The 13,498-nt window shown below is 37.1% G+C and carries 13 protein-coding genes and 3 tRNA genes; 14 read left to right on the plus strand and 2 right to left on the minus strand.

Annotated features, from left to right (window positions below; all coding sequences use genetic code 11):
- Positions 1 to 249 precede the first annotated feature (249 nt).
- The gene (hflX, locus tag ATZ99_RS01000) at positions 250 to 1,470 is read right to left on the minus strand and encodes a GTPase HflX (protein WP_245641267.1); all 1,221 of its coding nucleotides are present in this window, start codon (positions 1,468 to 1,470) and stop codon (positions 250 to 252) included.
- 154 nt (positions 1,471 to 1,624) lie between these two features.
- On the opposite strand from hflX, the gene fba reads away from it, so the two are divergent.
- The 8 genes from fba to ATZ99_RS01040 all read left to right on the plus strand — a co-directional run bounded on the left by fba (position 1,625) and on the right by ATZ99_RS01040 (position 9,765).
- Positions 1,625 to 2,554: a class II fructose-1,6-bisphosphate aldolase gene (fba, locus tag ATZ99_RS01005; protein ID WP_068747382.1), complete on the plus strand. Its 930-nt coding sequence runs from the start codon at positions 1,625 to 1,627 to the stop codon at positions 2,552 to 2,554.
- 160 nt (positions 2,555 to 2,714) lie between these two features.
- Complete coding sequence (locus tag ATZ99_RS01010) at positions 2,715 to 3,407, plus strand: helix-turn-helix transcriptional regulator (RefSeq protein WP_245641268.1); 693 nt, start codon at positions 2,715 to 2,717, stop codon at positions 3,405 to 3,407.
- A 58-nt stretch (positions 3,408 to 3,465) separates the two neighbouring features.
- The gene (locus tag ATZ99_RS01015; protein ID WP_068747384.1) at positions 3,466 to 3,846 is read left to right on the plus strand and encodes a RidA family protein; all 381 of its coding nucleotides are present in this window, start codon (positions 3,466 to 3,468) and stop codon (positions 3,844 to 3,846) included.
- A gap of 31 nt (positions 3,847 to 3,877) precedes the next feature.
- Complete coding sequence (gene ilvA / locus ATZ99_RS01020) at positions 3,878 to 5,086, plus strand: threonine ammonia-lyase (protein WP_068747385.1); 1,209 nt, start codon at positions 3,878 to 3,880, stop codon at positions 5,084 to 5,086.
- 50 nt (positions 5,087 to 5,136) lie between these two features.
- Positions 5,137 to 6,315 carry a dicarboxylate/amino acid:cation symporter gene (locus ATZ99_RS01025; protein ID WP_068747386.1) on the plus strand — a complete coding sequence of 393 codons (1,179 nt, stop codon included), beginning with the start codon at positions 5,137 to 5,139 and terminating at the stop codon, positions 6,313 to 6,315.
- 78 nt (positions 6,316 to 6,393) lie between these two features.
- Positions 6,394 to 7,440: an S-methyl-5-thioribose-1-phosphate isomerase gene (gene mtnA, locus ATZ99_RS01030; protein ID WP_068747387.1), complete on the plus strand. Its 1,047-nt coding sequence runs from the start codon at positions 6,394 to 6,396 to the stop codon at positions 7,438 to 7,440.
- A gap of 119 nt (positions 7,441 to 7,559) precedes the next feature.
- Positions 7,560 to 8,645 (plus strand): mannose-1-phosphate guanylyltransferase, encoded by a 1,086-nt coding sequence (locus ATZ99_RS01035; protein WP_068747388.1) that lies wholly within the window; start codon positions 7,560 to 7,562, stop codon positions 8,643 to 8,645.
- A gap of 13 nt (positions 8,646 to 8,658) precedes the next feature.
- Positions 8,659 to 9,765, plus strand: coding sequence for a CapA family protein (locus ATZ99_RS01040; protein ID WP_068747389.1), 1,107 nt, complete (start codon positions 8,659 to 8,661; stop codon positions 9,763 to 9,765).
- Here the strand turns inward: ATZ99_RS01040 and ATZ99_RS11755 are convergent.
- A complete protein-coding gene (locus ATZ99_RS11755) occupies positions 9,762 to 9,938 on the minus strand; it encodes a hypothetical protein (protein ID WP_157074679.1) in 177 nt (58 codons plus the stop codon). The two genes, ATZ99_RS01040 and ATZ99_RS11755, sit on opposite strands and share 4 nt — an antisense overlap.
- 191 nt (positions 9,939 to 10,129) lie before the next feature.
- On the opposite strand from ATZ99_RS11755, the gene ATZ99_RS01045 reads away from it, so the two are divergent.
- From ATZ99_RS01045 to ATZ99_RS01070, 6 genes are all read left to right on the plus strand, one after another.
- Complete coding sequence (locus ATZ99_RS01045; RefSeq protein ID WP_068747390.1) at positions 10,130 to 11,539, plus strand: MFS transporter; 1,410 nt, start codon at positions 10,130 to 10,132, stop codon at positions 11,537 to 11,539.
- Between the two features lie 71 nt (positions 11,540 to 11,610).
- Positions 11,611 to 12,333 carry an N-acetylmuramoyl-L-alanine amidase family protein gene (locus ATZ99_RS01050; RefSeq protein ID WP_068747391.1) on the plus strand — a complete coding sequence of 241 codons (723 nt, stop codon included), beginning with the start codon at positions 11,611 to 11,613 and terminating at the stop codon, positions 12,331 to 12,333.
- Between the two features lie 74 nt (positions 12,334 to 12,407).
- On the plus strand, positions 12,408 to 12,932 hold the full coding sequence (gene lepB / locus ATZ99_RS01055) for a signal peptidase I (RefSeq protein WP_068747392.1): 525 nt from the start codon (positions 12,408 to 12,410) through the stop codon (positions 12,930 to 12,932).
- Positions 12,933 to 12,996: 64 nt separating this feature from the next.
- Positions 12,997 to 13,072, plus strand: a tRNA-Ala gene (locus tag ATZ99_RS01060).
- 12 nt (positions 13,073 to 13,084) lie between these two features.
- A tRNA-Val gene (locus ATZ99_RS01065) sits at positions 13,085 to 13,161 on the plus strand.
- Between the two features lie 52 nt (positions 13,162 to 13,213).
- A tRNA-Ala gene (locus ATZ99_RS01070) sits at positions 13,214 to 13,289 on the plus strand.
- The last annotated feature ends 209 nt before the right edge of the window (positions 13,290 to 13,498 follow it).

Below are 13,498 nucleotides of genomic sequence, written 5' to 3' on the forward strand. Positions count from 1 at the left end.
TTTAAACCGTGTGCTGCAGCATAAATACTGGCTTCTTTTGTTACAAGGGTACCGGGTGGAAGTTTAATGATTTTATTTTCACCGTAGTTTTTAACCGTGTCTAAGGTAACAAGTATTTCCATTATAATTTGTCCACCTCCGAAAAATAAAAAAATCGGGGAAACAATTCCCGGTAATACTTTATTATATTAAAGTATAAAACGAAATAAGTATAAATATCAAGTGCTCGGCTAAAATTTTTTTTATTTATTAAATCAAAAAGTTTTTATATTTATTAATTACGAATTCTTCTATTTCTCCCTGTATTTTTACTCCTTCGGGCAAAGATTCCTTTGAGAAAATTAAGCCATTTTGATAAATAATATCAACAATAGATAACTTATCGTACGGGATAAGAAATTCAGCAAATTTTCTTGTTTTTGAAAGGTTTTCGCAAATCCTTTTAAGCAGTTCATCCAAATTTTTTTTGTATAAAGCAGAAATTTCCACTGTATTTTTTGAATTTAATGGGAGTATAAAAGAAGAATTAATTTTATCTACTTTATTAATAGCGATGACGATCGGTTTATTATCCGCCTGGATATCTTTAAGCACCTTAAATACGGTATTTATTTCTTCCTCAAAATTCCTGCTGGATCCATCCGCCACAAGCAAGAGCAAATCTGCTTCTTTTATTTCTTCCAAGGTGGCTTTAAAAGCTTCCACTATCTCGTGGGGAAGTTTTCTAATAAAACCCACCGTATCCGAAAGCAATGCTTTTCTCCCGTCGGGTAGTATTAAAAGTCTGGTGGTGGTATCCAGGGTATCGAAGAGACGGTCGTTGCTGCTAACCTTTGCATTGGTCAAAGCGTTCATTAATGTGGATTTTCCGGCGTTTGTATATCCAACAAGGCTAATTACAGGAAATTTTCTTGCACTTCTTAGAAGGTGTCTGCTATCTTTTATTTTTTGTAATTCCTTTTTTAGGTAAGAAATTCTTCTTTTTATGTGCCTTTTATCGGTTTCTAATTTTGTTTCGCCGGGCCCTCTTGTTCCTATGCCGCCACCGAATCTGGAAAGTTCTATTCCTTTACCCGTAAGGCGGGGTAATAAATGCTGAAGTTGTGCAAGCTCTACCTGAATTTTACCTTCTTTCGATTTTGCCCTTTGAGCGAAAATATCCAAAATAAGAGTTGTCCTATCGATTATTTGGAGCTCTATTAGATTTTCTAAATTTCTAATCTGTACAGGAGTTAAATCATCATCAAAAATTACCGCGTTTGCTTCAAGGGCTTTTGCTACTTCGGCGATTTCCTGTGCCTTGCCTTTTCCGATGTAAAAAGCAGAGTCATAAGATGTTTTTCTTTGAACTACTTTAGCAACCACCTCAGCCCCTGCGGTTTTTGCAAGAAGTTCCAACTCTTCGATGCTTTCTTCATCTTGAATATTTTTAACTATCCCTGCTACTATGGCTTTCGTATTGGAAGCCAAAATAGGCCCTCCCCATTCTTTTTTTAATTATTTATAATTATTATAGCATTGGAAATAAAATAATTTCACATAATAAAAAAATAAATGATACACATTTTCATAAATATGTTATATAATTTTTAAAGAATTAATATGAAAAATTGGAGGGTAAAAAATGCCGCTGGTAACATCAAAAGAATTGTTTAAAAAGGCCTATGAAGGTGGGTATGCAATAGGTGCTTTTAACGTAAATAATATGGAAATTATTCAGGGAATTGTAGAAGCAGCGAAGGAAGAAAACTCTCCCCTTATTCTACAGGTTTCTGCAGGGGCAAGAAAGTACGCAAGACCTGTTTATTTAAAGAAATTGGTAGAGGCCGCGGTGGAAGATACCGGGTTGCCTGTAGTCTTGCACCTCGACCACGGTGAAAGTTTTGAGATTTGCAAAGCGTGCATTGATGATGGATTTACCTCGGTAATGATAGATGGTTCAAAACTTCCTTTTGAAGAAAACATAACCCTTACAAAAAAGGTAGTGGATTACGCCCATGAACATGGTGTAGTAGTCGAGGCAGAACTTGGAAGGATAGGCGGGGTAGAAGACAATATAAGTGTTGGTGAAAGGGAAGCTACCTTTACGGATCCGGATCAGGCTTTAGAGTTTGTAGAAAGAACAGGAGTGGATTCCTTAGCAATTGCCATTGGGACAAGCCACGGTGCTTATAAATTTAAGGGTGAACCTTACTTAGATTTTAAACGGCTGGAAGAAATAATGAAAAGGCTTCCGGGATTTCCTTTGGTACTGCACGGTGCTTCTACGGTCCTTCCTGAATTTGTGGAGGCCTGCAATAAATACGGTGGCAGTATCCACAGTGCAAAGGGAGTTCCGGAGGAAATGTTGAGAAAAGCAGCAAGCCTTGGTATATGTAAAATAAACATTGATACCGATTTAAGACTTGCAATGACGGCAATGATTAGAAAATATTTGGCAGAAAATCCATCGGAATTTGACCCGAGAAAATACTTAGGTGCTGCCAGGGAAGCAATTAAAGAAATGGTAAAGCATAAAATAAGAAATGTTCTCGGTTCCAGTAATAAATTATAATTTATTATGAATTTAACCCCTTCAAAGCTTGAGTCGAGCTTTAAGGGGTTTAATTATTGTTAAAAGCATGAGGCCAAAATATTAACATAAAAAAATTTTTTTATTGAAAGAAGGAATTTTTATAAAGATGTTGAATTAATTATTAAAGGGGGGAATGATTTTGGCAAATAATGAAATATTAAAATCTTATATACCTTTAGTAGATTTTATCGCAGGGATAGTAGGGCCCTTTTGTGAAGTTGTTCTTCACGATGTATCCAATGTGGAATCGTCCATAATAGCGATCAAAAACTCTCATATAAGCGGAAGAAAGGTAGGAGGACCTTTAACCGACCTGGGGATAAAATTGCTTAACGATAAAGAGTATCTCACAAAAGATTATCTTTTGAATTATTCAGCAAAAACAGTAGATGGGAAGATTTTAAGGTCTTCTACCTATTTTATAAAAGACCTGAATGGGAATTTAATCGGAATGCTGTGTATAAACGTGGATTTAACCGGAGCTTTAATTGCCCGGGAATTTTTAAATAATTTTATAATGGATGGGGATAAAAAAGCAGAATATGATTTTGAAAAGAAAGAAAATGCAAATTCTGAGAGAGTGGAGAATAATTCGGAAGTTTACGAGCATTTGACAATTTCCTTAGAGGATTTAATGCAGACGATGATTAAAAAAGCCATTTCAGAAGTTGATATTCCTCCGGAAAGAATGTCTCCGGAAGAGAAGATGAGCATTGTCCAAAAGCTTAACCAAAAGGGAGTGTTTTTAATAAAAGGAGCGGTAACAGAGGTGGCAAAGAGGCTGAAAACATCGGAAAACACAATTTACAGATACTTAAATAAGCTTGAATAAATATCTTTTTAATAAAAAAAATAAAAAATAAAAATTAAAAGAAAGGGAGTGTGTTTTTATGGAAAAGAAGATTATTAAAACCGATCAGGCACCCAAAGCGATTGGCCCCTATTCCCAGGCAGTGATGGTGGGAGACTTTCTTTTTGCTTCCGGCCAGATTGCTCTGGATCCTGCCACCGGGGAAATGGTGGAAGGAGGGATAGAAGCACAGGCCACAAGGGTAATGGAAAATATTAAAAATATCCTGGCTGCTGCAGGGATGGATTTTTCAAACGTGGTAAAATCCACCATTTTTATCACCGATATTAATAATTTTGCAAAAGTGAACGAAATCTATGGAAAATATTTCCCTGAAAATCCTCCCGCAAGGTCTACTATTGAAGTTAGCAAGCTTCCAAAAGGTGCCCTGATAGAAATCGAAGTAATTGCTCACAGGTAATGTTTAATATCGATCCTTAGGAGTGAAAAAAATGGAAATTTCTTTGAGGGAAATTCAGGACGCCCGGGCGATTATTAAAAATGTAGCATATAAAACCGGTCTTGTTCATAACACCACTTTAAGCGAAATGTCGGGGAATACCATATACTTGAAAATGGAAAATCTGCAGAAAACCGGGTCCTTCAAAATTCGAGGAGCCTATAACAAGATTGCCCATTTGACGCCCGAAGAGAAGCAAAAAGGAGTAATTGCTTCATCAGCAGGCAATCACGCCCAGGGCGTTGCTCTCAGCGCCACTTTATACGGTATTAAGTCAACGATAGTAATGCCAAAACATGCTCCTTTATCGAAAGTATCGGCGACCAAGAGTTACGGCGCCCAGGTAGTCCTTCATGGCAGCGTATACGACGAGGCATATGCTAAAGCAAAAGAAATACAGCAGGAAACCGGGGCAACTTTTATTCATCCCTTCAATGACCCCTATGTAATAGCGGGGCAGGGGACAATAGGGTTGGAAATAATGGAAGATTTTTTTGATGTGGATGCTGTAGTGGTTCCAATTGGCGGTGGTGGGCTTATTTCGGGTATTTCCATTGCTGTTAAAAGCATCAATCCCAAGACAAAGATAATCGGGGTGCAGACCAAAAATGTTCCTTCCATGGCAGAATCCATATCACATAAAAAAATTACTACTGTGGAAGGAGCTCCTACCATCGCTGATGGAATTGCCGTAAAAACACCGGGAGATTTAACTTTCAGCATCATTCAAAAATATGTGGATGAAATTGTAACGGTGGATGAAGATGAAATTGCCAATGCCATATTACTGCTGCTTGAAAGAGCAAAAGTGGTTTCAGAAGGTGCCGGTGCCGTAAGCGTCGCCGCCGTATTAAACAGATTAAATAATTATAAAAACAAAAAAATAGTGGCGGTGATAAGCGGAGGTAATATAGACGTAAACATTCTCGCCAGGGTAATAGATAAAGGCCTCGTAAAAGGAGGAAGAAAAGTATTTATTGATACTTTTATTCCCGACAGGCCCGGAACATTATCAAAACTTTTGGCATTGATTGCAGAAACCGGAGCAAATGTATTATCAGTTACTCATCACAGGTCATCAAAAGATGTGCTAATCGGTTATGCAAAGGTAGAGCTGGAATTGGAAACGGCGGATGAAGAACATGTGAGTAAATTAAAAACAATTCTGGAAGAAAATAATTATACCATTGTAATTCAATAATAATTATAATTTTAATGTTTATATTTTTATGTTTTGGGGGAGGAAACCGGATGAAGAGTTTTAATTTGGGTCTTTTACCGAGATTGATAGCTGCTATCATTCTTGGTATTTTAATCGGTGCTTTCTTGCCCGCACCGGTTGTGAGACTTTTTGCTACCTTTAACTCAATTTTCGGTAATTTTTTGAGCTTCGCAATACCTCTCATCATCGTTGGTTTTGTAGCACCGGGTATTGCTGAGCTGGGCAATGGAGCAGGAAAACTTCTTGCAATTACTACGGTCATCGCTTATATTTCCACTTTGATTTCTGGCTTTTTTGCTTTTACAGTTTCGACAAATGTTTTACCGAAATTCATTCATTATTCATCTTCTTTTTCAGCGGCAAATCCCGAAGAAAAACTCCTGAAGCCGTTTTTCACTATCGAGATACCGCCTCTATTTGGTGTGATGTCGGCTCTGGTTATAGCATTCATCCTTGGAATAGGTATGGCTTCATTGAAGGAAAAGAATTTATACAACGTTGTTTCCGAATTCCAGAAAATTGTACAGATGGTTATTGAAAAGCTGATTATTCCACTTTTGCCCGTTCATATCGCGGGGATATTTGCCAACATGACTCATGCGGGAGAAGTAGCGAGGATATTAAGCGTTTTCGGAAAAGTTTTCGTTCTCATAATAGCTATGCACCTTACAATTATTTTGTTTCAATTCTTTGTGGCAAGCCTTTACAGTGGAAAGAGCATGATAATGGCTTTGAGAAACCAGATACCGGGATATCTAACAGCTATCGGAACTCAGTCTTCGGCAGCTACCATACCGGTAAATCTGGAATGTGCCAAAAATAATGGTGTATCCGAAGGTATTAGAGAATTTGTAGTGCCCCTTTGTGCTACGATTCATCTCTCGGGCAGTACAATTACATTGACCACCTGTTCAATAGCAGTTATGATGCTTTCTGGCATGCCTGTAACTCTCGGCAAAATGGCTGGATTTATTTTAATGCTGGGTGTTACTATGGTTGCGGCTCCCGGCGTTCCCGGCGGAGCTGTTATGGCAGCACTCGGTATATTGCAGAGCATGCTCGGTTTTGGAGAAGCCCAGCTTGCATTGATGATAGCCCTTTACCTCACTCAGGATAGCTTCGGCACGGCCTGCAATGTGTCTGGAGATAACGCCATAGCATTGATTGTGGATAAAATTGCCTCAAGGATGAAATTAAAGGCTGCATAAATATAATATCGGATAAAACTTGTTTAAAATCCCCCGCCATGATAAAATATTCATAAAAATCATGACGGGGGAATTTTTATGCCAAAAGAAGGACTATTGCCGTTAAAATGGGATGGGGAAAATTTATTTTTACTGGATCAAAGGGAACTGCCTGATAAAATACTGTATAATAAAAAAAGTACTCCCGAAGAAGTATGGGAAAGTATAAAGACCCTGGAAGTTAGAGGAGCACCGCTGATAGGGATTGCAGCGGCTTATGCCATGTATTTTGCGGCAAAAAGCGCTCCCGGGGATGGCTTTGAAAGTTTTTACAACTATATGAAAAATAAAGCCGAATACCTTTCCACTTCGCGACCTACTGCTGTAAACCTGTTCTGGGCTTTAAACAGGATAATGAACAGAATTGCAAAATCCAAGGATAGGCCCATCAGGGAGATTAAAGACCTTGTAAAAGAAGAAGCTCAAAAAATCCACAGGGAAGATGAAAATATATGCAGGAAAATCGGAGAATACGGTTTGCAATTATTAAAGGACGGATACGGAGTACTAACTCACTGCAATGCGGGGCAGTTAGCGACCGCAAAATACGGTACGGCGACTGCTCCAATTTACTTAGCGTACGAAAAGGGATGGAAAATAAAAGTATTTGCCGATGAAACCAGGCCGGTAAACCAGGGTTCCCGTTTGACTGCGTTGGAGTTAAAAGAAGCCGGAGTTGATGTAACTTTAATTTGCGATAATATGGCTGCCTGTGTAATGTCAAAGGGATGGGTTAATGCGGTCATAGTCGGCTGCGACAGGGTAGCGGCAAATGGAGATACGGCAAATAAAATCGGCACCTTAGGGCTTTCTATTTTAGCCAAATACTTTGGGATACCCTTTTACGTAGCGGCACCAACACCAACTATTGACCTTAACACCGAAAGCGGAGAAGAAATACCGATTGAAGAAAGAGACCCTTTAGAGGTTACTCAAAGTTTTGGAAAAAAAACCGCTCCCGATGGGATTAAGGTATTTAATCCTGCTTTTGATGTTACTCCCCATGAGAATATTACCGCTTTTATTACCGAAAAAGGTATTATATATCCTCCTTTCAAAGAGAATATTAGAAAGATTTTCGAATAAATGACTGGGCGGAAAATATTACCGCCTTTTTTCAATTTTATGATATATTAATTATTAAAGATAAATATTAATTTAGATTGGAAATAATAAAAACGTTCAAATAATCCAGGGGGGATATTATGAAAAGATATGGTGTGATAATGGCCGGCGGTGGAGGAACGAGATTCTGGCCGCTGAGCAGAAAATCCAAACCCAAACAATTTTTAAATATTACTGGCGAAGATACCATGATAAATGATACAATAAAAAGAATAATGGATTTGGTACCACCGGAACAAATAATTATTGTTACCAATAAGGCTCAGGAGAGTACTTTAAAAAAGGTACTGATGAAGGAAATTCCTGAAGAAAATATTCTGGTAGAGCCTTTCGGCAGGAATACAGCAGCTTGCATTGCCTACGCATCAATGATAATTGAAAAAAGGGATAAGGAATCTTGTATGGGAGTATTTCCTTCGGATCACTATATAAAAAATGTTTATGAATTTCAGAAGGTATTGGATGCTGCTTTTTGCATTGCTGAAAATTCGGATAAACTAATAACCATGGGAATTAATCCCACTTTTCCTTCCACGGGTTACGGTTATATTAAATTCGACAAAGAAAGTCCTATAAAAATTAATGAAGTAAAAACGGCTTATGAAGTGAAGGAATTTGTTGAAAAACCCGACGTACAGAAGGCGAAGCAGTATATTGAAAGTGGTGATTATCTCTGGAACAGCGGTATGTTTGTATGGAAAACACGGGTAATTTTAAATAATTTTGAAAGATTCCTTCCCAGGATCTATTATAAATTAAAGTCTATTATAGATTTGCTTTATAACAATATGGGTTACCAGGAATTGGAGAAGGTGTACAAAGACCTCCCAGATATTTCTATAGACTACGGGATTATGGAAAGAGCCCTTGATGTGGCTGTAATTCCCTGCAATTTTGGATGGAGTGATGTGGGAAGCTGGGATTCCCTCGGGAGTGTCATTCCTCCTGATGAAAACGGTAATATAATCAGAGGAGAACATGTGGAAATAGAAACAAAAAATAGCATCATTTTTTCTAACGGCAGGATGGTGGCTGCGGTGGGATTGGAAGATATGATTGTTGTGGAAACTCAGGATGCAATTCTCGTATGTCCCAAGAGAAAAGCCCAGGATGTAAAAAAGGTGGTAGAGCAATTGAAAAAGATGGGAAGAGAAGATTTATTATAAGAGAGGTCGGAAAATGAAGCGATCGTATAAGTTTATTATTATTTTAATACCAGTTTTATTGTTTTTTTCTTTTTTTATATTGTGGCATTTTAAGATAGGAATTTTTAAAGAAATGGCGGTTTTTGCTGTAAGTGATAAAGAAAAGGAAAATAATGTTCCAGCAGAAGAAGATATACAAGAAACTTCTAAAACCGTAGAAATTTCTTTAATTGCCGCGGGGGATGTTATGATGCATGTTCCCCAGATACGTTCCGGATATGACGAAAAAACTCAAAAGTATAATTTTGATTATTTTTTTGACGAGGTAAGGGAAGATATCTTATCGGGAGATGTAGCAATAGCGAATTTAGAGACTACCCTTGCAGGTAAAGAAAGAAGATATACCGGTTTTCCCCTTTTTAATGCTCCCGATGAAATAGCCGATGCTTTAAAAAACGCCGGATTTGATATTATTGTAACCTCTAATAATCACTCTATGGATAGAGGAGAAGAAGGGGTTTTGCGGACCATTCAGGTATTAAAACAAAGAGGTCTTATAAACGTTGGTACAAATTCAAATGAACAAGAAGATATTTTGAGAATAATTGATGTTAAAAACGTAAAAATTGGATTTTTGGCTTATACCTACGGTACCAACGGGATAACCGTTAAAAAACCTTTTCTGGTAAATATAATTGATGAAAATAATATTCTGGATGATATAAGCAGATCAAAGAAAAAAGTTGATGTTTTAGTTGTATATTTTCATTTTGGAAACGAATATCAGCGAACACCTTCGAGATTTCAAAAAGATTTATCCCAAAAGGTAATAAAACAAGGTGCGGATATAGTACTGGGCAGTCATCCCCATGTGGTTCAGCCCGGAGAATTTGTGGTATTCGAAAATAACAATGGGGTTCAAAAAAAATACATACGGTATTCATTGGGTAATTTGATTTCGGCACAAAAATTCCCCTATACCGATGAAGGTTTAATACTAAAAATAATTTTGGAGGTAGACAAAAAAGATAATAAGGTAGATGTAAAAGATGTAAAAGAAATTCCCACATGGGTTCATCGATATAGGGATAACGGTCTTGTAAAATTTATTGTAAAAAAAGGTATTAAACCGCTAAATTAAACGGTGCATTGGTGTTCTTCTTCACATGCTTTTTTTACCTCAAAAGAACAGGCTTCTTTATTCCCTGCAGCTTCCAGTGAACAATAACATGCAATGCCGTAACACGTTTCTTCGCATTTTAAATAAGGACATTCCGCTATCTGAGTAAAATCTTTTTTCTCGGGAACTTTCATAATTTATACCTCCTTTCACGAAAAAGATAAATGCTGGCAAATAAAGAAAATTATAATAATCTTTTTTATTGTAATTAAAATTCTTAAAAATATTATTTTCTAATATAAATATATACTGAATAAGATAAAAAATCAAGAAAATTAAGAAAATAAGAAAAATATCTTTTTCACAATGACGAGGAGGAGATCGAATGGAAAACACAAAAATATTGGAAAATAGATACAGGATTCTTTTTGCGGTACTAATAGGAAGTATGCTTGGACCTATAGATGCAAGTGTGGTAAATATCGCAATGCCTACTTTTTCAAAGGTGTTTAACGCTCCGGTTACAACCGTGAGCTGGGTTTCTATGTCTTACTTATTGGTACTAAGCAGCCTTTTATTAACCTTTGGACGCCTGGGAGATTTGGTGGGTTATAAAAGCTTATACATTTTGGGAATGGGTATTTTTACCGCTTCTTCCTTGTTTTGCGGTCTTGCAGGGAACATTTATGTTCTAATTCTTTTCAGGGCATTACAGGCCGCAGGGGCGGGGATGATGATGGCGGTGGCCCCTGCAATAATAACTAACATCTTTCCTAAAAATGAAAGGGGAAAAGCTTTAGGATTTAATGCAATGTCTGTTGCGGTGGGCTTAGCCATTGGCCCTTCCCTGGGAGGTTTTTTGCTTACTTATTACGGGCACAGTTCCATTTTTTTGATAAACATTCCTATAGGCATCTCAGGGATGATTTTATCCTACAATGTATTACCGGTATTTGAAGGAAGTAAAAAGGAGCCCTTCGATATTGAAGGTGCCTTTTTAGCTTTCGTATTTTTATTTTCTACGCTCACCCTTTTGAGTAAAGGACAGGAGTTTGGAATAAGCTCATTAAAATCTGTAATTTTAATTTTATTAGCAATCTTTTCTTTTATATTTTTTATGTTAAGAGAAAAGAGTTATTCCCATCCTATGCTGGATCTTGCCCTTTTCAAAAACCGAATGTTTGCGGCAAGCAACCTGAGCTGTCTTTTGAATTTTACAGCTCAGTATATGATGATCTTTTTAATGCCTTTTTATCTTTCAAGTTCAGGTTTTTCATCAAGGGAAATAGGTATTATAATGACGGCTTTTCCCTTAACCGTTCTTTTAGTAGCGCCAATTAGCGGAATTTTATCCGATAGGTTGGGGTCCTTAATCCTGAGCACCACCGGTGCAGGGATATGCACCTTAGCCCTTTTGTTTCTTTCGAAAATGCCATTAAATATTAAAGCCACCGATGTTATTATTAGATTAATAATTTTCGGTATAGGAAATGGACTTTTTCAAACACCCAATAACAGTTCGGTTATGGGAAGCGCACCCAGGGATAAACAGGGTGTTGCTTCCGGGGTGCTGGCTACTATGCGCAATACTGGTATGGTTTTGGGAACGGCGTTGTCGGGAGGATTACTTTCCATAAGGCAAAATTATCATCTCAGAATTATGCCCGGTAGTTCGAATATCACCCAATTAGCCTTTATTTACGGTATAAAAGACACTTTGCTGTTAGCAGCACTAATAGATTTCGTATGCCTTTTGGCTTCGTCCAAAAGAGGAAGGAATGAAGAAAAAGGCTGATTTTAAATCATAAGATTACTCCCCGGTAAATATCTTTTTATTATAAAGTGAGTTACCAGGGGAGGAATTTCATGAAAGATTTAATTAAAAAGGGGCAGGGTAAAAAAATATTATTAATGCTTCTAATAATTTTTTTAATTTATTACGTTCAATTCCATAGAGCGCAAATAATGAGCGTATTTCATATCAAAAAATCTTTGGCGGGAAAAGTTGTGGTCATTGATCCGGGGCATGGGGGTATTGATAGCGGTGCTTTTCATAAGGATGGTACCCTTGAAAAAAATATTAATCTTTTAATTTCTTTAAAATTGAAAAGAGCCCTGGAATTAGAAGGAGCCAGGGTTATAATGACCCGTACTAAAGATGAATCCTTAGATGCCAGAAATAATAAGAGCAGTTCAAGACATAGAAGGGATTTGATTGAAAGAGCTGAAATCATTAATAACTCCGGCGCAAATATCTTTTTAAGCATTCACGTTAATTCAGAAAAAGGCGCGCCTAATGTCAGAGGTCCAATGGTATTTTACTACAGGGAAAGTTATGAAAGCCGGCGATTGGCCGAAATCCTTCAAAAACATTTAGAAAAAGCTTACATTTCTTCCGGGCAAAGGGTTCCTTTTAGAATTCCTTATCCCAATTCATCGCTTTTTCTTCTGTGCAACACGAGGATTCCGGGTGTAATTATCGAGGTAGGTTTTATAACCAATTCCCAGGACCGCCAATTATTGAAAACTTCAGATTTTCAGGAATTAATTTCCGGAGAAATTAAAAACGCGTTGATAGAGTATTTTTAAATTATTCAAAACGCAAATTTTTATGGTATAATATAAAAGTATTTTTGTTAAAGCTAAATTGAAAAGGTGGTAGCATGGAAAACAGGTTAAAAAATGAGTTAATGGAATGGATAAAATCCATTGCTATTGCATTAGTAATTGCCTTAGCAATAAGGGCTTATATCATTGAACCAATGATAGTACCAACGGGATCGATGATACCAACTATAAATATTGGGGATAGAATACTGGTCAATAAATACATTTATCGTATTAAACCTTTGCAGCGGGGCGATATAGTAGTGTTTAAATATCCGGATGATCCATCTCAAACCTTCGTAAAAAGGTTAATAGGACTGGGTGGAGATGTCATTGAGATAAAAGAAGGTGTGCTTTTTATTAATGGAAAGGAATATAAAGAAGATTACTTAAATGAACCAATAGTGGGAAACTTTGGTCCTTACAAAGTGCCAGAAGGGTATTATTTTATGATGGGAGACAACAGAAATAACTCAAAAGATAGCCGGTTCTGGGTCAACAAGTTCGTGCCAAAAAAATACATCGTGGGAAAAGCTGTCTTTAGAATATGGCCCTTGGATAGAATAGGTAGGATAAAGTAAAAAATATGGTTTTGTTATTGAAATTATTCAATTTGTAATGTATAATATAAAATGTTGAAGTTGTGGGCGTGTGGCTCAGCTGGGAGAGCATCTGGTTCGCAATCAGAGGGTCACGGGTTCGAATCCCGTCACGTCCACCATTTTGAAAGTGTGGGGAATTAGCTCAGATGGTTAGAGCGCTACGCTCACATCGTAGAGGTCTGGGGTTCGAATCCCTAATTCCCCACCATATCACTCCATATTGACAAAAATCGCTTTATATGCTATTCTTATAAAGCAGTGGGCGTGTAGCTCAGTTGGGAGAGCACCACAATGGCATTGTGGGGGTCACGAGTTCAAGTCTCGTCACGTCCACCATTTTATTTAAGAAATAATTTTATTTTAAAAATATTTGATAATATAAATATCAAAAACGCCCTGAATTGGGCGTTTTTTTTATATATTAATTGATATTGTCAAAACTAAAATAAATTGATAAAATAAATGCATAACATTTGGCAATAAGCAAAAAAATGGGCATACGATAAAATTTTTTAATTTTCGCGGCTGTATAAACTACGAATTGT

It is taken from the genome of Thermovenabulum gondwanense, from assembly GCF_001601575.1.
Taxonomy (GTDB): Bacteria; Bacillota; Thermosediminibacteria; order Thermosediminibacterales; family Thermosediminibacteraceae; genus Thermovenabulum; species Thermovenabulum gondwanense.

What these genes read in the sequence shown, in the direction of transcription:
- fba (WP_068747382.1), top strand. Translation starts at nt 1,625, where the DNA reads ATGCCGCTGGTAACATCAAAAGAATTGTTTAAAAAGGCCTATGAAGGT.
- ATZ99_RS01015 (WP_068747384.1), top strand. Translation starts at nt 3,466, where the DNA reads ATGGAAAAGAAGATTATTAAAACCGATCAGGCACCCAAAGCGATTGGC.
- ilvA (WP_068747385.1), top strand. Translation starts at nt 3,878, where the DNA reads ATGGAAATTTCTTTGAGGGAAATTCAGGACGCCCGGGCGATTATTAAA.
- ATZ99_RS01025 (WP_068747386.1), top strand. Translation starts at nt 5,137, where the DNA reads ATGAAGAGTTTTAATTTGGGTCTTTTACCGAGATTGATAGCTGCTATC.
- mtnA (WP_068747387.1), top strand. Translation starts at nt 6,394, where the DNA reads ATGCCAAAAGAAGGACTATTGCCGTTAAAATGGGATGGGGAAAATTTA.
- ATZ99_RS01035 (WP_068747388.1), top strand. Translation starts at nt 7,560, where the DNA reads ATGAAAAGATATGGTGTGATAATGGCCGGCGGTGGAGGAACGAGATTC.
- ATZ99_RS01040 (WP_068747389.1), top strand. Translation starts at nt 8,659, where the DNA reads ATGAAGCGATCGTATAAGTTTATTATTATTTTAATACCAGTTTTATTG.
- ATZ99_RS11755 (WP_157074679.1), bottom strand. Translation starts at nt 9,938, where the DNA reads ATGAAAGTTCCCGAGAAAAAAGATTTTACTCAGATAGCGGAATGTCCT.
- ATZ99_RS01045 (WP_068747390.1), top strand. Translation starts at nt 10,130, where the DNA reads ATGGAAAACACAAAAATATTGGAAAATAGATACAGGATTCTTTTTGCG.
- ATZ99_RS01050 (WP_068747391.1), top strand. Translation starts at nt 11,611, where the DNA reads ATGAAAGATTTAATTAAAAAGGGGCAGGGTAAAAAAATATTATTAATG.
- lepB (WP_068747392.1), top strand. Translation starts at nt 12,408, where the DNA reads ATGGAAAACAGGTTAAAAAATGAGTTAATGGAATGGATAAAATCCATT.